The sequence below is a fragment of the Bradyrhizobium tropiciagri genome, from assembly GCF_018130505.1.
GTDB classification, from domain to species: Bacteria; Pseudomonadota; Alphaproteobacteria; order Rhizobiales; family Xanthobacteraceae; genus Bradyrhizobium; species Bradyrhizobium tropiciagri_B.
This window is the reverse complement of sequence record NZ_JAFCKH010000013.1, coordinates 182239-203728: the sequence shown is the minus strand read 5'-3', so window position 1 is coordinate 203728 and position 21490 is coordinate 182239. Positions and strand designations below refer to the sequence as shown.

18 protein-coding genes are annotated in these 21490 nt (G+C 65.6%); 9 read left to right on the top strand and 9 right to left on the bottom strand.

Annotation, left to right across the window (positions count from 1 at the left end):
- Positions 1–296 precede the first annotated feature (296 nt).
- The gene (locus JQ633_RS29955; RefSeq protein WP_211988911.1) at positions 297–674 is read left to right on the top strand and encodes an Hpt domain-containing protein; all 378 of its coding nucleotides are present in this window, start codon (positions 297–299) and stop codon (positions 672–674) included.
- A gap of 164 nt (positions 675–838) precedes the next feature.
- Positions 839–1159: a 2Fe-2S iron-sulfur cluster-binding protein gene (locus JQ633_RS29950; protein ID WP_211988909.1), complete on the top strand. Its 321-nt coding sequence runs from the start codon at positions 839–841 to the stop codon at positions 1157–1159.
- A 105-nt stretch (positions 1160–1264) separates the two neighbouring features.
- Here the strand turns inward: JQ633_RS29950 and JQ633_RS29945 are convergent, their stop codons facing one another.
- A complete protein-coding gene (locus JQ633_RS29945; RefSeq protein WP_211988907.1) occupies positions 1265–1726 on the bottom strand; it encodes an acyl-CoA thioesterase in 462 nt (153 codons plus the stop codon).
- A gap of 164 nt (positions 1727–1890) precedes the next feature.
- On the opposite strand from JQ633_RS29945, the gene JQ633_RS29940 reads away from it, so the two are divergent.
- Positions 1891–2919, top strand: a complete 1029-nt coding sequence (locus tag JQ633_RS29940; RefSeq protein ID WP_211988905.1) for an NAD(P)/FAD-dependent oxidoreductase — start codon at positions 1891–1893, stop codon at positions 2917–2919.
- A gap of 124 nt (positions 2920–3043) precedes the next feature.
- Positions 3044–3613, top strand: coding sequence for a DUF2147 domain-containing protein (locus JQ633_RS29935; protein WP_433995708.1), 570 nt, complete (start codon positions 3044–3046; stop codon positions 3611–3613).
- A gap of 80 nt (positions 3614–3693) precedes the next feature.
- Here the strand turns inward: JQ633_RS29935 and JQ633_RS29930 are convergent, their stop codons facing one another.
- From JQ633_RS29930 to JQ633_RS29910, 5 genes are all read right to left on the bottom strand, one after another.
- Complete coding sequence (locus JQ633_RS29930) at positions 3694–4719, bottom strand: ABC transporter ATP-binding protein (RefSeq protein WP_211988901.1); 1026 nt, start codon at positions 4717–4719, stop codon at positions 3694–3696.
- Positions 4712–5692 (bottom strand): ABC transporter ATP-binding protein, encoded by a 981-nt coding sequence (locus tag JQ633_RS29925; RefSeq protein ID WP_211988899.1) that lies wholly within the window; start codon positions 5690–5692, stop codon positions 4712–4714. The genes JQ633_RS29930 and JQ633_RS29925 overlap by 8 nt, the downstream gene beginning before the upstream one ends.
- On the bottom strand, positions 5689–6510 hold the full coding sequence (locus JQ633_RS29920; RefSeq protein WP_211988897.1) for an ABC transporter permease: 822 nt from the start codon (positions 6508–6510) through the stop codon (positions 5689–5691). The genes JQ633_RS29925 and JQ633_RS29920 overlap by 4 nt, the downstream gene beginning before the upstream one ends.
- A 67-nt stretch (positions 6511–6577) precedes the next feature.
- Positions 6578–7510: an ABC transporter permease gene (locus JQ633_RS29915; protein WP_211988896.1), complete on the bottom strand. Its 933-nt coding sequence runs from the start codon at positions 7508–7510 to the stop codon at positions 6578–6580.
- Between the two features lie 57 nt (positions 7511–7567).
- A complete protein-coding gene (locus JQ633_RS29910; RefSeq protein ID WP_211988894.1) occupies positions 7568–9157 on the bottom strand; it encodes an ABC transporter substrate-binding protein in 1590 nt (529 codons plus the stop codon).
- Between the two features lie 554 nt (positions 9158–9711).
- Between JQ633_RS29910 and JQ633_RS29905 the strand changes: the two genes are divergently transcribed.
- Positions 9712–10164, top strand: a complete 453-nt coding sequence (locus JQ633_RS29905; protein ID WP_211988892.1) for a hypothetical protein — start codon at positions 9712–9714, stop codon at positions 10162–10164.
- 27 nt (positions 10165–10191) lie between these two features.
- Here the strand turns inward: JQ633_RS29905 and JQ633_RS29900 are convergent, their stop codons facing one another.
- Both JQ633_RS29900 and JQ633_RS29895 read right to left on the bottom strand, forming a co-directional pair.
- Entirely contained in the window at positions 10192–12153 is a 1962-nt protein-coding gene (locus tag JQ633_RS29900) for a hypothetical protein (protein WP_211988890.1), read from the bottom strand.
- Between the two features lie 79 nt (positions 12154–12232).
- Complete coding sequence (locus tag JQ633_RS29895) at positions 12233–13309, bottom strand: lysylphosphatidylglycerol synthase transmembrane domain-containing protein (RefSeq protein ID WP_211988888.1); 1077 nt, start codon at positions 13307–13309, stop codon at positions 12233–12235.
- Positions 13310–13941: 632 nt separating this feature from the next.
- On the opposite strand from JQ633_RS29895, the gene JQ633_RS29890 reads away from it, so the two are divergent.
- From JQ633_RS29890 to JQ633_RS29880, 3 genes are all read left to right on the top strand, one after another.
- Positions 13942–15330 carry an MFS transporter gene (locus JQ633_RS29890; RefSeq protein WP_249159753.1) on the top strand — a complete coding sequence of 463 codons (1389 nt, stop codon included), beginning with the start codon at positions 13942–13944 and terminating at the stop codon, positions 15328–15330.
- Positions 15331–15412: 82 nt separating this feature from the next.
- Positions 15413–17419: a S9 family peptidase gene (locus tag JQ633_RS29885; protein WP_211988879.1), complete on the top strand. Its 2007-nt coding sequence runs from the start codon at positions 15413–15415 to the stop codon at positions 17417–17419.
- A gap of 150 nt (positions 17420–17569) precedes the next feature.
- Positions 17570–19972: an EAL domain-containing protein gene (locus JQ633_RS29880; protein WP_211988877.1), complete on the top strand. Its 2403-nt coding sequence runs from the start codon at positions 17570–17572 to the stop codon at positions 19970–19972.
- Between the two features lie 168 nt (positions 19973–20140).
- On the opposite strand, the gene JQ633_RS29875 is transcribed toward JQ633_RS29880, so the two are convergent.
- The gene (locus tag JQ633_RS29875) at positions 20141–20575 is read right to left on the bottom strand and encodes a hypothetical protein (protein ID WP_211988875.1); all 435 of its coding nucleotides are present in this window, start codon (positions 20573–20575) and stop codon (positions 20141–20143) included.
- Between the two features lie 71 nt (positions 20576–20646).
- On the opposite strand from JQ633_RS29875, the gene JQ633_RS29870 reads away from it, so the two are divergent.
- Positions 20647–21279, top strand: coding sequence for a hypothetical protein (locus JQ633_RS29870; protein ID WP_249159742.1), 633 nt, complete (start codon positions 20647–20649; stop codon positions 21277–21279).
- Positions 21280–21490 lie beyond the last annotated feature (211 nt).

The following is a 21490-nucleotide window of genomic DNA, read 5'->3' as shown; positions in this document are numbered from 1 at the left end:
CGGAGGCAAGCGCCCCCCTCGGCGGCTTGTCCGCTACATCCGCAAACATCCTATTGGCTGAGCGATGCGAATGAAATGCTTGCGATTAATACTTTCTTAATCATCGTTAACAGCTTTGCGCCATAAGGCCTTATGGGTACTCAAAATTCCTGCCCTATGGGGTCGATTGTGACGGGAAATTGTCCGGAATCGGGCGAATTTGCCGATGATCCCGACAAGAATCCGTTAACCAGTTTCATGATTGGCTAGGCCCAACAATCCGTCCGGAGCACCGGCGGAGACCACGGGGACAGGCCATGCCGCTTCACGTCGAACGGATCGAATGGACGCAATCGCCGCCGCTGGCGCCCGGCGACGGTCCGATCGACCTCGACCACCTCCAGCGCATGACCCTTGGCGACGCCGCCCTCGAACGGGAGGTGCTGGCGATGTTCGCGACCCAGTCCGCCCGGATCCTCGGCGAACTGGCAGCCCTGCCGGCCGAGGCGGGGCAGCACGCCCACACCCTGAAGGGATCGGCCCGCGCGATCGGCGCATTCGCGGTGGCGGACGCCGCGGCCGGGCTGGAAACCGCGCTTTCGGCCGGTTCCGACCCTTCCCAGCCGCTCGCTGCGCTCGGCGCGGCGATTGCCGAGACCCGCGCGGCGATCGAGCTGATTCTTCGCCGGTCCTAGGCCCGAGGCGATCCTGGAGGCCGGCAGCCGGCCTTGCGGTCCACCCGGAATCGACCGGCAGGTTTTCGACCCCCGCCCGCTAGCGCTGTGCGGGTCGACCCGTTATAGGGACTGCCGGGGACCTTCCATCTATTGTCCGGCATACTCCGGCAGCACGAGCGATCATGGCCAAAATCCACTTTGTCGACCATTCCGGCGAGAAACGCACCATTGAGATCGAGAACGGCGCGACCGTCATGGAAGGGGCGATCCGCAACGCGATTCCGGGCATTGAAGCCGAATGCGGCGGCGCCTGCGCCTGCGCGACCTGCCACGTCTATGTCGATGAAGCCTGGCGCGAGAAGGTCGGCGCGCCCTCGCCGATGGAAGAGGACATGCTCGACTTCGGTTTCGACGTGCGGCCGAACTCCCGCCTGTCGTGCCAGATCAAGGTCACCGACGATCTCGACGGCCTCACCGTATCGACGCCGGAGCGGCAGGCTTAAAGCGCGGCGAGATCATCGCGCTCTGGCGTTTTGCTTGCGCATGATCTCCACGCAAACGCGTTCGGCGTTTGTCGCGACGGAAAATCGCTTCAGGCTTTTCCGGATCTAGTCCGCGTCCGGATTGACTCCGCGGCGAACCCAGCGCCGGAAATTTTCCCTGACCTCGGCCGGCAGCGGCGTCGGCCGACGCGTCGCCTCATCGATCATCACGGTGATCGCCTTCGCCGATGCCACGCAGCGGCCTTCGGAGAACACCACCTGGTCGAAGGTGGTCGACGTCCTGCCGAACTTGACAAGCCCAAGGCCGAGCTCGATCTGGCCCGGCCAATGCAACTCGGCACGGAAATGGATGTCGAGGCGCACCATGATCCAGCCCAGCCCCGGCGGCATCAGCCCCATGCTGCGATCCTTCACCAGCGTGACGCGACCGGTCTCGAAATAGCTGGCATAGACCGCGTTGTTGACGTGCCCGTTGGGGTCGAGATCGGCAAAGCGCACATTGTCCGAGAGCCGGTAGGGGAAGTCTTCCAGGCGCGGCGCATCGTCGGCGCGGGCAGGGGCGTTCACGAGGGGATCTCCGTCGGTTTGCCGTCCATACAGCCGAGTTGTGGAGGCTCGGCAAGGGGTTGCCGCGCCGCCCTCTACCCCTATTATGCATGTCCCGATCCGGCATCCCCGGGCTGGACTGGCGAGACGCCGTCCCAGCCGATTTCAAACGAAAAGAAGCGGATATGAGCGAAGTGATCAAAACCGATGTGCTGATTATTGGCGCGGGCCCGTGCGGACTGTTCGCCGTGTTCGAACTGGGCCTGCTCGACATGAAGACGCATCTGGTCGACATCCTCGACAAGATCGGCGGCCAGTGCGCCGAACTCTATCCGGAGAAGCCGATCTACGACATTCCCGGAATTCCCTTCGTCACCGGCCAGGGCCTCACCGACCAGCTGCTGGAGCAGGTCAAGCCGTTCAACCCGACCTTCCATCTCAACGAGATGGTGGAGACGATCGAGAAGATCGGCGATCCCCTGTTCCGCGTGAAGACCGACGCCGGCAAGGAGTTCGAGTGCAAGGTGGTGGTGATCTCCGCCGGCGGCGGCTCGTTCCAGCCGAAGCGGCCGCCGGTGCCCGGCATCGAGGCCTATGAGGGCACCTCGGTGTTCTACGCCGTGCGCAAGATGGAGCAGTTTCGCGACAAGAGCATCCTGATCGTCGGCGGCGGCGACTCGGCGCTGGACTGGACGCTCAATCTGCATCCGATCGCAAAGCGCATCACGCTGCTGCACCGGCGCGACGATTTCCGCGCGGCGCCGCACAGCGTCGAGCAGATGCGTACGCTGGTCGCCGGCGGCAAGATGGATCTGAAGATCGGCCAGGTCACCGAGCTCGAAGGCGCGAGCGGCCAGGTCTCCGGTGCTCACGTCAAGGGCAACGACAACGCGATGAGCAAGGTCGACTGCGATACGATCCTGCCGTTCTTCGGCCTCACCATGAAGCTCGGCCCGGTCGCCAATTGGGGCGTCGCGCTGGAGAACAATCTGGTGCCGGTCGATACCGCGGCGTTCGAGACCAACGTGTCCGGCATCTTCGCGATCGGCGACATCAACACCTATCCGGGCAAGCTGAAGCTGATCCTGTCAGGCTTCCACGAAGGTGCGCTGATGGCGCAGAAGGCGCATCGCTACGTCTATCCGGACAAGCGGCTGGTGTTCCAGTACACGACATCGTCATCGAGCCTGCAGAAGAAGCTCGGGGTGAACTGATTTCGCCCGAATTGCGACCTAAGCTTGCAGCACGGTATTTTCCGCCGGGGCGCAGGTACTTTCATACGTCGTAAAATGGCCGTAGAGTCCGGGCGTCGGTTTGTCGATTGATCAGGTGATGATGATGCGGAACACGCTATCCAGACTTCGGCTGATCTTCGCGCTCGCGGCGGCCTGTGTCGTCGCGACGATCGTTGCGGCTCCGGCCGCCGAGCCGTCGGCAGCCGGCCTCTGGCAGAAGACCGAGGACGGCAAGCCCGAAGGCTGGTTTCTGGTGGTCGATCGCAACGGCATCTTCGAGGGCGTGATCGCCAGGATATTTTCCGATCCCGGCGAGCCGCCGAATCCGATCTGCTCGAGATGCACCGATGACCGCAAGAACGCGCCGTGGCTCGGGCTGCCCTTCATCCGCGACATGAAGCGCGAGGGGCTGAAATACGAGAACGGCAACGTGCTCGATCCGCGCGATGGCAAAGTCTACAAGGCCAAGATGACGCTGAGCGCCGACGGGCAGACGCTGACGATGCGCGGCTATCTCGGCATCTCCTGGCTCGGCAAGGACGAGGTCTGGACCCGACTGCCCGACACTGCGATGGCCCAGCTCGATCCCGCAATCGTCGCAAAGTACCTGCCGGCGCAGGCCGCCGCGGTCAAGCCGCCAGCCCCTCTGCCCGCACCGGCGAAGAAGCGCTAACGCTCGCTCCACAATTCGATCCGATTTGAACGGCGATCCCCTATGCGACAGGGGATCGCTTTGCCGCGAGAGCCGTTCGATCAGGTAGAGGCGGCGGCCGATCTCTGACCGGCAATCTCGTCAGCGCGCCAGCATCGGACCGCGTGCCCGTCCGGCCGGGTTTCAAGCGACGGCCCGGGCGCGCGATGACACACGGCCTCGGCGTAGCGGCAGCGCGGGTTGAACGCACATCCGTCCGGAGGATTGAGCGGATTGGGCGGCTCGCCCCTCGTCGTCGCGAGCGGCGCGCGGTGCAGCGGATCGGGAATCGCGGCGATCAGGGTCTGCGTATAGGGGTGCGCCGGCCGCTCGAAGATTTCGCGCCAGTCGCCGGTCTCCACGATACGGCCGAGATACATCACGGCGACCCGGTCGCTCATATGCTCGACGACACCGAGATCGTGGCTGATCATGATGTAGGAGAGGCCGAGCGTGTCCTTCAATTCCAGCAGCAGATTGATGATCTGCGCACGGATCGAGACGTCCAGCGCCGATACCGGCTCGTCGCAGATGACGATCTTGGGGTTGAGGATCAGGGCGCGGGCGATGCCGATGCGCTGGCGCTGGCCGCCGGAGAATTCATGCGGATAGCGGCCGGCCTGTTCGGGCCGCAGGCCGACCTGCCTGAGCATCGTCTCGACGCGTCCGTCGATCTCGCTCTTGGCCGTCACGCCATGCAGGCGCAGCGGATCCTCCAGCGTGCGGCGAACGGTCTGGCGTGGATTGAGCGACGCATAGGGATCCTGAAACACGATCTGCACGACGCGGGCCAGCGCCTTTCGATCGCCCGATTGCCGGACCGCCACGACCTTGCCGTCCAGCACGATGCGGCCGCGTGTCGGCGTCAGCAGCCCGAGCAGCGCCAGCGCCACGGTCGACTTGCCGCATCCGGATTCGCCGACCAGGCCGAGGCATTCGCCGCGCCTGAGGTCGAGATCGATGCCGTCGACGGCCCGCACCAGCCGCTGGCCGCGGCCGAGCAAGCCGCCGCCGATCGGAAAATGAACCGCGAGATCCTGCACGCTGAGAATGACGTCGCTGCTGGGCCTCGGCGCCGGTTCAAGCATGGTGGTGGCACCTGACGAGCCCATCGGCCCCGAGCATCGTGGTTTCCGGCGCGGTGGTTCGGCAAACCTCGGTCGCCTGCGCGCAGCGCGGATTGAACCGGCACCCGGACGGGAAATTCGTGATCGCCGGCACGACGCCCGCGATCTCCCTGAGCCGGCTCCGGCCGAGTCTCGCCCGGCTGCCGAGCCGCGGCAGCGAGTCGACCAGGCCCTGCGTATAGGGATGCGAGCAGGCGCGGAAGATATCGTCCGAGCTGCGCTGCTCGACGATGCGGCCGGCATACATCACCGCGACACGGCGGCAGAAATTGGCGACCAGGCCGAGATCGTGGCTGATCATCAGGACCGCCGTGCCGCGCGCGGCGCACAGATTGCGCATCAGCTCGATGATCTCCGCCTGCACCGTCACGTCGAGTGCAGTGGTCGGCTCGTCGGCGATCAGGAGGTCCGGTCCACATGCCAGCGCGATGGCGATCATCACGCGCTGGCGCATGCCGCCCGAGAGCTGATGCGGATAGTCCTTCACCCGCCGCTCCGGAGCGGGGACGCGAACGCTCGCCAGCGCCTCGACCGCGAGCCGGTTGGCGTCCCGCCAGCTCTTGCCGCCGTGCAGCACGAACATCTCGGCGATCTGCCGGCCGACCGGAGAGACCGGATTGAGCGCCGTCATCGGCTCCTGAAAAATCATCGCGATGCGATTGCCACGCAGCGTCCGTTGCTCGACCGCGGGGAGGTTCTGGATCTCGCGGCCTTCGAACCGGATCGCGCCGGCGCCGACCGAAAGCGGCCGGCGCAACAGGCCGATCAGCGCCAGCGCCGTGATGCTCTTGCCGCAGCCGGATTCGCCGACCAGGCCGAATGTCTCGCCGCGATCGATGTGGAACGAAACGCCCTCGACCGCCGCGACACGGCTGGATCCGAGGTTGAGGTCGATGCGCAGGTCCTCGACGTCGATCAGCGCGGGTCCCGTCATGTGCGCCGGCTCCGCGACTGTGGATCGAGGATGTCGCGCAGGCCGTCGCCGAGCAGATTGAGGCCGAGCACCGTCAGGAAGATCGCAAGGCCCGGGAACACCGAGAGCCACGGCGCCGTCGTGATCTGGTCGCGGGCCTCCGACAGCATGCTGCCCCAGCTTGGATAGGGCGGGCGGATTCCGAGTCCGAGGAACGAAAGCGAGGCTTCGGCCAGCACCGCGCTACCCATGCCGAGCGTGCCGATGACGATGATCGGCCCGAGCATGTTCGGCAGCAACTGCGTGATCATGATGCGCAGATCGCCGTAGCCGAGCACGCGCGCCGCCTGCACATAGCCCTGGCTCTTCAGCGACAGCGTCGATGCGCGCGCGATCCGGCAGGTGAACGACCAGTTGGTCAGGCCGAGCGCAATCAACAGGCTGGTCAGGCCGGGTCCGAGGACCGCCATGATGGCCAGCGCGAAGATCAGCGAGGGGATCGCGAGCATCAGATTGGTCAGCCCATTGACGATGTCGTCCCACCAGCCGCCAAAATAGCCCGCACTCAGGCCCAGTGTCACGCCGATGACGCTGTTGACGAGCTGCGAGACGATGCCGACCGTCAGCGAGATGCGCGCGCCGTAGACCACGCGGGAATAGATGTCGCGGCCCTGCGCGTCGGTGCCGAACCACCACATCCAGCTCGGTGGCTCCTCCGCATTCATCAGGTTGGCGTCCATGACGGGATCGGTGTGCGCCAGCCAGGGTGCGAGCAGGCCGACGACAATCGCGAGCGTGAACAGTAGCCCGCCGATGATGAGACTGGTTCCGAGCTTCATCACGACCGCTCCGCCGCGACGGGCGTCGCCGGCAATGCTGCGCAGGCGCGATGGCAGGGACCGGCACTCATGCGTATCTGATCCTCGGATCGATCACGCCGTAGAGCACGTCGATCAACGTGTTGATGGTTAGGAAGAACAGCACCACCACCAGAATCGAACCCTGAACGGCGGGGATGTCGCGCTGCAACACGCTGTCGACCAGCAGCGAACCGATGCCAGGCCAGGAAAACAGCTTCTCGACGACGACGGCCTGTCCCATCAGCGCGCCGAACTGCAGGCCGACCGTCGTGAGAATGAGCACCAGCGCGTTGCGCATCACATGCCACCGCACGAGGCGGGTCTCGCTCATGCCCTTGGAGCGCGCAGTCCGGACGAAATCCGCGGTCATGATCTCGAGCACCGCGGCACGGGTCGTCCGTGCCAGCAGTGCCATCGGCGAGACCCCGAGCGATACGGCCGGCAGGATCAGGTATTTCAGCCCGCCGTCGCCATAGCCGAAACTCGGCAGCCAGCCGAGCTTCAGCGCGAACACATACATCAGCAGCAAGCCGAGCCAGAATTTGGCGATCGAGAGGCCCGAGACGGCCACCACCATCGAGACCGTGTCGACGATGCCGCCCGGCCGCAGCGCGGCGATGAAGCCGAGCGGGACGCCGATCGCGATCGCAAACGCGATGGCTGCGAATATCAGCTGCAGGGTCGGCCACATCCGCTTGGCGATCATCGATGTGACCGGCTCGCGGGTGCGGAACGAGGTTCCGAAGTCACCCTTGGCGAGGCTCGCGATGTACTTGCCGAAGCGGATGTAGACGGGGTCGTCGAGGCCGAGCTGCTTCTTCATGCGCTCCACGACCTGGGGGTCGGTCGGACCCCGGCCGTCATCGGCGGTCGATGCGATGCTGCCGGGAACGACGCTGAACAGCACGAAGATCACCAGCACGACGGCCAGCACGATCGGAACGGTTTGCAGGATTCGACGGATCAGGAAGGAGAGCATTGCACCTGTTCCTCCCTCCCTCGATCGCGGTTGCGACCGGGGGAGGGCGAGCGCGCGTCATTTCGCCGGCGAGGTCTCGTCGACCCAGAGGTCTTCGACGTTCTGATGGGTCAGTTCGGTCGCGTTGAGCTGAATCCCCTTGAGCCACGGCTGCACCGCCATGACCGCCTTGTTGTAGTTGAAGAACCACACCGGCGCTTCGTCCTGCAGCAGCGCATTGGCCTTTTGCAGCAGCGCGACGCGTTGTTCAGGAGCGTCGGTTTGCCCGGCTTGATCGAGCGCCTTGTCGAAGTCGGCGTTCTTGAAACTCATGTAGTTGCAGGCCGATTGCGGCGTCGACGAGTGGAAGCATTTGAGCGCGGCCTGCGGGTCCGGGCCGGTCGCCTGCGAATAGATATAGGCCTGGAAGTCGCCCTTGCGGATGGCCTCGGCCAGCACCGCGGTCTCGACCTGCTTGACCTTCACCTTGATGCCGACGCGATCCAGCATCGGGATGATCGCCTCGACGATCGGCAGGCCCCAGCTTTCATTCTGACTGGTGGTCCACTCGAATTCGAAGCCATTGGGATAGCCGGCATCCGCGAGCAACTGCTTCGCCTTCGCAGGATCGAAGGCGTAGGGCTTCATGGCCTTGTCGTAGGCAGGCGAGGTCAGCGGCAGCCAGCTGGTGGCGCGATAGGCCTTGCCCTTGACCAGCTTGTTGATGATCAGGTCGGCGTCGATCGCATGGTTGATCGCCTGCCGCACTCGCTTGTCGGCGAACGGCTTGAACGAAGGGTTCATCCCCATGTAGCGCGTGAACACCTCGGCGACTTCGACGATGGTGCTCTTGAGCGCCGGGTCGGCCTGATAGGCGAGATATTGCGCAGGCCCGAGCACCGAGGTGTCGATTTCCTTGTTGCGGAAGGCGACGTCGCGCGCTGCGGCTTCGCTCATCAGCGAGATGATGAGCTTGTCGGCGTAAGGCTTGCCGGGCTTGTAGAACTTCTCCCAGCGCTCCAGAACGACGCGCGATCCCGGCACGTGCTCGACGAACTTGAACGGCCCGAGGCCGATCGGTTTCTGGATGAAGCCCTCCTTGGCGGCTTCGTCGGCGGGATAAATCGAGGTGATCGCGTTGAAGAAGTAGAAGCCCGGATCGACCTTCTCGGTCAGCTTCATCTCCAATGTGAAGTCGTCGATTTTCTTCAGGCCGGAGATCTCCTTGGCCTGGCCCTTCTCGACCTCGGCGGCGCCCTCGATGACGCGGACGAAGCGTGCGCCGGGATAGGCCTTGCTGCCGTCGATGATGCGATTGTAGGACCAGATGATGTCGTCGGCCGTCATTCGGCGGCCATGGTGGAAATAGACGTCGTCGCGCAGCTTGAAGGTATGAACGAGACCGCCGCCGGAGACGATGTCCTCCTTGGCGAGCTCGAGAACCGGTTTGCCTTCGGCCGAGTTCCAGATGTAGAGCGACCGATGCAGCGCCTTGGCGTAGATCTCGTCCTGGGCGCGCGGGGACGTATGGATGTCCATGCTGGTGAAGCTTGAACCGTAGGGCGCCGTCATCCTGATGGTGCCGCCCTTGCGGGGCGTCTGGGCCTCCGCCGTGGCCGACAGCGCCAGCCCCAAACCAACCACTATCGCAATCTTCTTGAACATCATGCGTCTCCAACGGGAGTAGTGATCAGCGAGTTGATCATTCGAAGCACGTCGAGCGCAAGCTGCACATTTCCGGTTGATGGCGATCGGGGCGACTTGTGCAGAGTCAAAGTGAGAGAACGGCGGACAGTTGCAACGTTGCGCGTGGTGCGCGATCTGGTGCGGGCCGATGCCGGCGGGCTGACCCGGCTGCGCGGAAATGAAAACCCGGGCGTGCAGGCGCGGACACCCGGAAGTTGTGCACGACCGATCCGTCGAAATCCAATCCGACCGCCTCCGCGCGTGCGGTTGGCTGTGCAAGTCGTTGCGAATGAATGAATTTTGGGTTGAAGTCGGCCAAGACGCCACGGCGTCGGAGCGTACGCCCGGCCTCGGCTTTTGCGGGATCGACCTTAACCAGCAGCGGCCGCAACGGCCCGAAACAAACTTCGGCTCGACTGCGAGCGAAATCCGGTCAAAATAACCTTGGGTAGAGGTCGGCGACGATGACCGTGAGTTCGGTCGGGTAAGGCGGGGTGCTTTGCCTCACATCGCAGGCAGGGAAGGTTGGGGACGACATGTATCGCATACTGGCCGCAGCCGGCATGTTCATCTTCACATCGATGATCGCAACGTCCGCCTTCGCCGAGAAAATCTACTACATCCATGACGGCCCGGGCGGCAGCGTGGTCGAGCACTACGCGAAATTCCAGCAGGTCGCTGCGGAATATGACCGCGTGGTGATCGACGGCCGCTGCAAATCATCCTGCACGATGGTGCTGGGGCTCGTCCCGCTGGCAAGAATCTGCATCACTCCGCGCGGATACTTCATGTTTCATGCGGCGCATATGTTGAACGGCGACCGCACGTTCAACGCGAGGGGCACGCAGAACATGCTGAATGCCTATGCCCCCGAGGTTCGAGACTGGGTGCTCCGGCACCACGCGCTCGAGCACGTCGATCCCTATACGTACCTGTACGCCAGGGACGTCAGGTTCATTCGACACTGCAGTGCGAAAGGGACGACCTGACTGCGATGCGTGGATCGGTCGCCGGACCTAGCGCTGCTCCGGCGTGACCGGCAGCGGCGCCACCGGCTGAGAGATCACCTCGCCCACGGCGGTATCGAGCTGTAGCACGCTGGCGGCCGCGGGGACGGCGGCGTCCGCCATCGCGGCATGGCCCTCCGCGCTTGGGTGCACCGCGCCGCCATAGACCGCCGAGAGGATGCCCCAGGTCGCATCGTGGATATCGCTCGGCTGCATCGAGGATGGCAGGCCCTGCGGATAGGTCATCGCGGCGAAATAGCTGTCATTGGCATCGCGGATCCAGCGCGCGCGCGGCAGGTAGGCGCGATACTCGCCGGCGCTGCGGCCGCATTTGAGCGGCTGGCTGGCCGCCGCGACGATGTCGGACTCGAAGCTGTCGCCATTGGCGGCGAAGCAGTCGCGGTCGAACTGCGGATCGGTGGGTGCGCGCGCGCAGAAGCCGTGGCTCGCGAACGCTTCCTGATGCGCATCGACGAAGGTCATGCGGTCGGTCTGCGGATTGCGGCAGATGGTGCCGGACTGGCACTGCGCGAGCCCCTTGATCTGCGGCAGGAACTCGTTCTGCACGAAGCCCGAGACGGAGGCGAGCCGCTTGGGATCGGCATTGAACGAGGGATGGATCTCGAAGCCGGCGCGGCCGCCGGGGCAGGGCGTGCCGCCATTGCTCAGCGCCGGATTGGCGTAGGCCGTATAGATCACGCGGGAGAGGTCGCCGCCGACCAGCGGCTTCAGCGCTTCGCGCAGCTTGGCAAAGCCGGACGGCAGATCATGCATCAGCGCCGACCGCGCGTCCTCGACGCTGGCCATCGAGCCGCCTTGGCTGAACAGCGTGCGCTCGGTCGGCGTGTCGACGATCACGTTGGCGACGAGGCCGGAGAAATAGATGTCGTTGGCGCCGATCGACAGCAGCACGAGGTCGAGCGTGCGGTCCGGCTGGCGGCGCTTGGCGGCCGCGAGCGCCGTGCGCAATTCGGCAAGCTGGCCGTTGACCGTGCCCGAGCAACTGCTGGCGCTCTTGGTCGGCAGGCATTCCCGCGCCTGCTGCGAGCCGAGCAGGCCGTCGGCGATGGTGGCGCCGGTGCAGGCCAGCGGCAGGTAGGTCACCGCGATGTGCGGATATTGCACCGCGAGCGCCAGCGCGGTGCGGGTCTGATAGCTGTAGAGCGAGCGGTGGCAGGCCGAGTTGAGCCACAGCGCGCTGTGGCGCTGCCAGTTCGACAGCGTATCCGGCGCCTCGCAGGCGCGGCCGCCCTTGAAGCCGGCGCGGCTCGGCCGGTAGTAGGATGCGCCGCCGAGATAGGAGCGGAAGCAGAAGCCCTCGTCGGACAGGCCGATCGCACGGTCCGGATTGCCCTCGCCGGAGGCGATGCTGTCGCCGAGACCGGCGATGAAGAAGTCCCGCACTGCGATCTCGGTCGAGACCCGCTGGTTCGCATCCGCGCCGCTCGCGACATCGACGGTTGCGACCGTGGTTCGGCCGTAGCGCACCCGCAGATTGACCGGTTCGGCGCAGTCGAAGGTCGAGCTCTGCGGCCCGTCGCCGTCGTCGAACGACCAGGCGCAGGTCGCGCCGACCGGGACTGGGCCGGTGAGGCGGACCACGATCGGGTGGTCGATCGGCGTCAGATAGCTTTCCTTGACGTTGTCGCGGGTGCAGGGCTCGCTGACGCGGCCCTGCAGGTCGATGCAGAGCCGGTTGACCACGTTGCGTGCCCAGCCGCGGCCGTCGCTCTGCAACTCGAGCGCCTGCTCCGAGGCCAACACGCTGCGGCCGAGGCCACTTTCGACGTGCAGGCGGAAGTCACGTTCCTCGCGGAACAGGCGGAAGCGGTTGCGGACCTCCCAGGAGATTTGCAGCGGCTGGGCGTCCTGCGCCGCCGCGGCGGAGGCGAAGGCCGCCGTCAGCGCGCTGCCGAGCAGCACGGCTGCAACCGTCAAACGAAATGAGGATCGAGCCAGAAACCCAAGCATGGCGCGTTTGACGTCACGGGTGAGGCGAAAATAAGTGCTCCGGGAGCTGAAGGCCGGGACGGGGTCGATAACGCCGCTGTTACCGCTTCATTTGCCTGACCCGCTGCGGCCGGCTTTCGATCGGTTGCCGCACGGTCGCCGAAGCCGTGCAGGCCTGGCTTAGTCGCCTTCTTTCCTGCCATGGCTGCACCACGTTGAGCCAGAGCTCGCGCATGCCCATGATCGAGATCGAAATCCCGAACGGGATCAGGAAATACAGGATGCGGAACACGACCAGCGTCGCCAGCAATTGTTCCTTGCTGAATTCGGGGAGCGCCACCAGCATCGCGGCGTCGAACACGCCGATCGAGCCGGGGGCATGACTGGCGAAGCCGAGCAGGGTAGCCAGGATGAACACCACCGCGAGCGACACGAAATCGATATGCGGCTCGGTCGGCATCAACAGGTACATCGCCAGCGCGCAGAAGCCGAGATCGACCACGCCGATCAGGATCTGCAGCAGCGTCAGCTTCGCCGAGGGCAGCACCACCTTCCAGCCGTTCTGGCCGAGCTCGCGGCGCTTCTCGCCGGTCAAGAGCCAGACGAAATAGGCGCCGATACCGGCGAGGCAGCCGATCGCGATCATCCGGTTCATTGCCGGCGGCAGCAGGTCCATCGCCGACGCCGCGGCTGGGTGCCAGGCCATGCCGATCCCGAGCACGAACAGGTTGCCGAGCCAGAAGGTCAGGCCGGACAGGAAGCAGATCTTGGCGACGTCGATCGCGGAGAGGCCGTAGTCGGAATAGATCCGGAAGCGGATCGCGCCGCCGGTGAAGACGGTGGCGCCGATGTTGTGGCCGATGGTGTAGCTGGTGAAGCTCGACAGCGCCGCGATGCGGTAGGGGACGTGGGTCTTGCCGATCGTGCGCAGCGCGAAGAAGTCATAGAAGGTCAGCGTGCAGAACGCACCGATCACACAGAGCGCGGCCAGCGCGATCCGGTGCGGGGCGATGTCGGTCAGCGCGGTCAGGATGATACCGGTGTCGACGCCCTTCAGCGTGTGGACCAGCGTCGTGACTGCGAACACGATGATGAGCAGACTCGCAGCGATCCCGAGCCGTTTCCAGCCGATCTTTTCCTTGAAGCCACGCCCGAGCGTGGTCAGCAGCCGATGCATTCATCCTCCCGGCGGGGCGGCAATTTCAGTGGGACCCGGTCACGGACGACGACGGGCGACGGGCAAACGCACCGTGCGCGATGACCCATAAGGCAAAACCGGTGCGTTGTGCAGCCCTTGACAAGCCAAGCTTAAGTCCTCGTCGGTCGTCATTGTCATACAGCCTACATATGTTTCCGCCTTGCGGATTGTGAGTCGCCGCAATTGCGTTCGCTGCGTGCGAAGTGCGGCACGTTCCACCGTTCCGAGCGGGTTTCAGCAGCGTTTTCCGCGATTTTGCCACTTTCTATGCGCTTCCGCGCGCCGTCGGCCGCCATACGAATAGACGATATGCATCCCGGTGGGGACACGGGAGCCCGCGGCGGCGTTTACCAAGGCGTCAAGTCGCTGCGCGATCGCCGGTGATATGGCCACGGACGGCCGGATCGGAAGGGGCGGGAGGCGCATCGGACCGATCCGTAGGTCTATTGAGGCAAAACGCCGCGCAAATGCGCCGCGGCGTGCCCGGATCGATACGGATACGACATTTCGCTCAGCAGCGAAGTATCGCGGCGAACGATTGCCTATGTCGCGCATTGGTCAGCGAACATCGAGGCTCGCCCATGCAGCAGATATCCCAAAACCTCCGGCCGATGCCGGATCGATCCGCAGCGCTCGCCCCGGCAGCGGCCGGGCTGGCGACGACGTTGACGCTTGCCGCGATGAGCCTCGGCTACGGCGTGGTGCAACTCGACGTCACCATCGTCAACACCGCACTCAATGCGATCGGTGGCTCGCTCGGCGGCGGCGTTGCCGAGCTGCAATGGGTGGTCAGCGCCTACACCATCGCCTTTGCCGCCTTCATCCTGACCGCGGGCGCGCTCGGCGATCGCATCGGCGCCAAACGCATCTTCATGGCGGGCTTCGCACTCTTCACCGTCGCCTCGGCGGCCTGCGCGCTGGCGCCTGATGCCGTGAGCCTGATCGTGGCGCGCTGCGTGCAGGGCCTGGCGGCGGCGATCCTGGTGCCGAACTCGCTTGCGCTGCTGCGCCATGCCTATGCGGACGAGACGGCGCGCGGCCGCGCGGTGGGCATCTGGGCCGCCGGCGCGAGCCTCGCGCTGACCGCGGGCCCGTTCATCGGCGGCGCGCTGATCACGCTGGTCGGCTGGCGCGCGATCTTCCTGGTCAATCTGCCGATCGGCCTTGCCGGCCTGTGGCTGACCTTTCGCTATGCCGGCGAAACCACGCGGCATCAGAGCCACGAGCTCGATCTGCCGGGCCAGCTCGCGGCGATTGCCGCGCTCGGAACGCTGGCCGGCGCGCTGATCGAAGGCGGCGCGCTCGGCTGGAGCCATCCGTTCGTGGTCGCAGGCTTCGTTCTGTCAGCCGGCTTCGCCGTGCTGTTCGTCTGGCGCGAGGCACGCGCGCCGCGGCCGATGCTGCCATTGGCGCTGTTCGGCCAGCGGCTGTTCGCGCTGAGTTCGCTGGTCGGTCTGCTGGTCAACGTCGCGTTCTATGGGTTGATCTTCGTGCTCAGCCTCTACTTCCAGCAGGTCAACGGCCTGTCGGCGTTCCAGACCGGTCTCGCTTTCGTGCCGATGCTGGGCGTGGTGTTGCCGGCCAATCTGGCCGCGCCACGCCTTGCGGAGCGGATCGGCGCGCCCGCGACCATCGCGCTCGGCGCTGCGATCACGGCGGCCGGATGCCTGGCGACGCTCGGCATCGACCGTGACACCAGCTATCCGGCGATCTGCCTGCAACTGATCGCGATGAGCGGCGGGCTCGGCCTGCTGGTGCCGCCGCTGACATCGACGCTGCTCGGCAGCGTCGAGCCGCAGCGCGCCGGGATCGCCGCCGGCGTCCTGAACGCAACGCGGCAGACCGGCAGCGTGCTCGGCGTCGCGCTGTTCGGCTCGCTGGTCGGCAGCTCCGCGGCCTTCATCACCGGCCTGCATACCGCGCTCGTCATCTCCGCCGCCGTGCTGCTGGCGGCAGGCGCGTTGATCTGGATCGGCGCATCATCACAAGTTCGGCAATGAGCAACGCCCGCGGTTGTGGAATGGCTGACCTGCATCTAACGTCGCGACGGTCGGTAATTACCGACGACGGGGGCCGATCCCGATGCCAGCGCCAATCGACCGTCGCCGCTTCATCGCCAGCGCCGCGACACTCGGCGCCACGCTGCCATTCGCCGGTCTGCTCGGCGCGGCGCGCGGACAGGCCCGCGATCTGGTCGCTCGCAGGGTGTTCTTCGACAACCCCGACTACATCAATGTCCGTCTCAGCCCGGACGGGACGCAGCTGTCCTGGATCGCGCCGCTCGACGGCGTGAACAATCTCTGGGTCGCGCCGCTCGACGACCTCAAGGTGGCGCGGCCGGTCACCCGCGCCACCGACCGCAACATCTCGAATTATTACCGCTGGGGCTACACCAACCGCCACATCGTGTTCTTCCGCGACCGCGATGGTGACGAAAATTTCCGCGCTGCCAGCGTCGACATCGCGGGCGGCGAGATCGTGCCGCTGACACCGGAGGCCGGCGTCAAGTCGTTCCTGCAGGAGGCCGACCGCAAGTTTCCCGACGAAATGCTGCTGCGGCACAATCAGCGCGACAGGCGCTATTTCGATGTGTTCCGCACCAACATCGTGACCGGCACGAGCGAGCTCGTCTACGAGAACCGCGACTATGCCGGCCTGATCACCGACAGCGCGTTCCAGCTGCGGCTGGCATCCCGCCTGACTGCCGCCGGCTCGGCCGAAATCTTCGAGCGCCGCCCGGACGGCGGCTGGGCGCCGTTCATGACGGTGCCGATCACCGACGTCGATACCACCCATCTGCTGGACTTCAGCGCCGACGGCAAGACGCTGTACCTCACGGACTCGCGCGGCCGCGACAAGGCGGCGTTCTTCGCGTTCGACATGGCGACGCACGAACAGACGCTGCTTGCCGCCGACGATGAGGCCGACATCACGCGCGCCATCTTCGACGAAGCGCGCCGGCCGCTCGCGGCGATGGCCATGACCGATCGCATGCGCTGGCATGCCGTCGATCAATCGGTGGCGGCGGATCTCGCCGATCTCGCCCGCCACGGCGGCGGCGACATCACCTTCGTCAGCAACAGCGACGATCTTCGGCTTGGCACCGTGTATTTCGAGCGCGACACCGAAAGCGGCGAATACGCGCTGCTCGACCGCAGGACGCGCGAGGTCCGCAAGCTGTTCACCCAGCGCAAATCGCTTGCCGGCGTGGCGCTGCACAAGCTCGAGCCGGTGATCATCACCTCGCGCGATGGGCTGCGCCTGCAATGCTACCTGACGCGGCCGGCGGAAGTCGCAAGCGGCCCATTGCCGCTGGTGCTGGTGGTCCATGGCGGGCCGTATGCGCGCGACAGCTGGGGTTTCAGTTCGATCCATCAATGGCTGGCGAGCCGCGGTTATGCGGTGCTCAGCGTCAACTATCGCGGCTCGACCGGCTTCGGCAAAGCCTTCGTCACCGCTGCCGACCATGAGTGGGGCGGCAAGATGCATGACGACCTGATCGATGCGGTGGATTGGGCGATCGCGCAGCGGGTCGCCGATCCCAAACGCATCGGCTTCTTCGGCGGCAGCTATGGCGGTTATTCCGCGCTGATGGCGGCGACCAAAACGCCGGAGGTCTTCGCCTGCATCGTCGATCTGTTCGGCATCTCCAACCTCGTCACCTTCATGGCGACGATCCCGCCCTATTGGGGGCCGTGGATCAGCGTCTGGAAGAACCGGCTCGGCGATCCCGACACCGAGGCCGGCCGTGCCTTCCTGGTCGACCGTTCGCCGCTGACGCATATCGATCGCGCCAGGCGGCCGATCCTGATCGCGCAGGGCATGCGCGACGTCCGGGTGGTGGCCGCCGAGTCCGAGCAGATGGTCAGTGCGCTCAAGCAGCGCAGCGTGCCCGTGACCTACATCACCTTCGCCGATGAGGGGCACGGCTTCGTGCGGCCGGAGAACCGGCTTGCCTGCTATGGCGTGACCGAGGCCTTCCTCGCCCGGCATCTCGGTGGCCGCTGCCAGCCGATCGGCAATGATTTCGCCGGCTCGTCGCTGAAGGTCGAGACCGGGGCCGAATTGATCCCCGGGCTGCCCGGCTAGCGCCGTCAGCGTGCACGACGCTGCGCCGGTTTCTCCGGCGTTTTCGCTTCGCCGTTCAAGGCTTCTTCACCATGCGTGGAGCGCAAGCAGGCGCCGTTACCGTTCGTACACGAATGGGGACGTTTTTATGGGTCCATAACGGGGGCCTATATGTATCGCGTACTCACCTGTCTCACCTTGGAACATGACTGGCGTCTTGTCGTCCTTGGTGGCGTGATCTGCCTGCTTGCCAGCGCGGTCGCGATCAGCCTGTTTCATCGCGCTCGCGCGGCGCAGGGCCGCACCCGGGACATCTGGATCGGTCTCGACGCGGCGGTCGGCGGCTGCGGCATCTGGGCCACCCACTTCGTTGCGATGCTGGCCTACGAGCCCGGCATCGAGGCCGGATACAACATTCCGATCACGCTGCTGTCGCTGGTGCTCGCGATTGCGATCCTGGCCGTCGGCCTCGCCGTCGCCTCGCTCGACGAGCGCTGGTGGACGGTCGCCTCCGGCGGCGCGATCGTCGGCTTCGGCGTCGCGGCCATGCATTACACCGGCATGCTCGGTCTCGAACTGCCCGCGCGCATCGTCTGGTCGCCCGGCATCGTCGCGGCGTCGGTCGCGTTCGGAAGCCTGTTCGGTGCGCTTGCCCTCGTCGTCGCCACGCGCGGTGAGCGGCTCGGCTATACCGCGGCGGCAACCGGTCTTCTGACCGTCGCGATCGTCTCGCATCATTTCACCGGCATGGGCGCCGTGACGCTGGTGCCGGATCCCACCATTGTCTTCGACGGGCTTTCGGTCTCGCCGCGCGTGCTGTCGTTCATGACGGCGGTTGCGGCGTTCGCGATCCTCGGGCTGTCGCTGATCGCCTCCATCCTCGATCGCCGCGCCAAGACCGAACTGCACAAGCAGAAGATGGTGCTCGACACCGCGCTCGAGAACATGTCGCAGGGCCTGTGCATGTTCGACGCCGATGGCCGCATCATGCTGTTCAACGAGCGCTACAGCGAGTTGATGGGACACAACACCATCCCGCTGCAGGGGCGCCTGCTGATCGACGTCCTGCAGGACCTGCGCGGCATCGGCGAATGGGAAGGCGATCCGGAGGAGTTCTGCTCCGGCCTGGTCGCGGAAGCAAAGGCCGGCAACACCGCGACGCGGATCGTCAGCCGCCAGGGCCGCGCGATCCGTGTCGTCGACCAGCCGATGAAGGGCGGCGGCTGGGTCGCTACCTTCGAGGACATCACCGAATGGCAGCAGGCCCAGGAACAGATCTCGCACATGGCGCGGCATGACGCGCTGACCAATCTGCCGAACCGCACCCTGTTCCGTGAGCAACTCGAAAAGGCGCTGCGGCTGGCCAAGCGCGCCGATCAGCTCGCGGTGCTGTGCCTCGACCTCGACCATTTCAAGGAGATCAACGACACGCTCGGACACCCGATCGGCGATGCGCTGCTGCGCGAAGTGGCGCGCCGGCTCGGCGAATGCGTCACCGAGCACGACACCGTGGCGCGGCTCGGCGGCGATGAATTCGCCATCGTGCAGTTCTGCAGCAATTGCGAACCGTCGGTGGTGTCCGCGCTCGCCAGCCACGTCGTCGAGCGGCTCGCGGCGCCCTACGAGATCGGCGGCCATCAGCTCGTGATCGGCGTCAGCATCGGCCTCTCGCTCGCGCCGGAGGACGGTACCGATCCCGACGAGCTGCTGCAGAAGGCGGATCTGGCGCTTTACCGTGCCAAGGCCGACGGCCGCGGCACCTACCGGTTCTTCGAAACCGGCATGGACGCGCGCGCGCAGGCGCGTCGCATGCTGGAGCGCGATTTGCGGCTGGCGCTGCAGCGCAACGAGTTCGCGGTCTATTACCAGCCGATCCGCGACGTCGCGGGCGACCGGGTCGTCGCATTCGAGGCGCTGGTGCGCTGGAATCACGCACAGCGCGGCCTGATCGCGCCGAACAACTTCATTCCGCTCGCCGAGGAAACCGGCCTCATCGTTCCGCTCGGCGATATCGTGCTGCGCCAGGCCTGCGAAGATGCCGCAGGCTGGCCGCAAGACATCGCGGTCGCCGTCAACCTGTCGCCGGTGCAGTTCAAGAATCCGAATCTCGTGACGTCGGTGAAGGCGGCGCTGGAAGCGTCCGGCCTGTCGGCGGATCGCCTCGAGCTCGAGATCACCGAATCGGTGCTGCTGCAGAACAGCGAGTCGACGCTCGCCGTGCTGCACGAGCTGCGCGGCTTCGGCGTGCGGATCTCGCTCGACGATTTCGGCACCGGCTACTCGTCGCTGAGCTATCTGCGCAGCTTCCCGTTCGACAAGATCAAGATCGACCGCTCCTTCGTCACCGACCTTGCGACGCGCGATGAATCGATGGCGATCGTCCGTGCGGTCACTGGTCTCGGCAAGAGTCTTGGCATCGTGACCACGGCCGAGGGCGTCGAGACCGATACCCAGTTCGATCTGCTACGGCAGGAGGGGTGCACGCAGGCGCAGGGTTACCTGTTCAGCCCGCCGCGGCCGGCCGCCGAGGTCGCCAAGATGCTGTACAAGGCCCCCGAACGCTCGGTGGCCTGACCGGAGCATGATGAGATCGGCTTGAGCCGGGCGCCGGTCCAAAATACCGAAAAACAACCCCATGCAAAGTAGCCGGCGGCTGCCGGCGGACCGCAAGGCAAGCTTGACACGTCGGGCAACTCATGGGTATTCTTCCAATATTCAGAAATCGTGCCGGCGCCCCATGGGCTAGGTTTTGCGCAAGGCGAAGTAGGCGCCGCAGAACGCCATCGCCGCGCCGAGGCACAGCGCGGCAATGCCGGCGAGGACGGCGGAGATGGTCGAGACCGTGCCCGGCGCCGAGGCGACCTGGCCCGTTCCGGCCAGGATCAGGACGCCGATCACGATCAGGAAATTGCGCATCCGCTGCGGAATCTGGCCGGCCACCGCGCTATGCAACAAATTGGCGGTGAAGTAGCCGCCCGAGAATCCGACGGTTGCGATCAGCCACCATGCGATCGCGGCGCCCGCCGGAATGAATTCACGGCTGTCGGAACGCCAGAGGCCGCCGAGATCGAGCCCGTAGCGTGCGCCGAGCATGTGCACGGCAAGCGCCAGCAGCACGCCTGTGATCATCGCGCCGCCGAGGATGAGATAACGCGGGAAATAGGTCGTATCGGGCATGGCTCGCTTGTAGGATAGGCACCGTGGCCCGCGCAAGCACGCGCGTGCATGTGAACAGGTGGAACGGCGGATTGCCAACAGACTTGCAGGACCGGGCGGATGCGGGTGAGGGCGACGCCGTGCGCTATGCGTACAAGGCCTCCCTGATCGGCTCCGCGCATCAGTTCGAGCTGACCGATGCCGGACTGTCGTGGCGGATCGCCGGCCGTTCCGGTGTGTGGGATTACCGGGACATCTCCACCGTAAAACTGTCCTATCGGCCGGTGTCGATGCAGCAGCAACGGTTTCGCGCCGACATCGACAACGCCAAGGGCGGGCGCATCGCGATCCTCTCGACGACATGGCAGACCGCGACGCTGGTAGCGCCGCAGGGGCATCTCTATCGCGACTTCATCATCGAGCTGCATCGCCGGATGCACGCGGCGGCCAGCAAGGCCGCGCTGGTCGGCGGGCTCGGGCCGACGACCTACACCGCGGCGCTGGCGCTGCTGGCGTGCCTTGCCGTTGCCATGGCGGGCCTGCTGCTGCGCGCGCTGCTGACCGCCGAATGGACCGGCGCGCTGTTCCTGGTCGGCTTTGCCGCGCTGTTCACCTGGCAGATCGGCGGCTTCATCACGCGCAACCGGCCGCGCCGCTACAGCTTTGACGATTTGCCGGATGCCCTGCTTCCCGCCGGTACGATGGCGCAAACGCCACAAGGCTAAGCGCCGAATAGCGTGCGTCGCGGCAAGCAGCATTGACCCGGATTTCAGTGGCCCGACCCTGGTACGGCGCTTACGGACAAGAGCGGACATCACCAGCCCTCAATCTTCGCCAAAACCGTCGAAAATGACCCTGACCGGACATGCGACCTCGCGGCGGGCGCTAGAATAAGGCGCGCGTGTTAGACTTTCGGTCCTATCGGTCCAGAGTGGG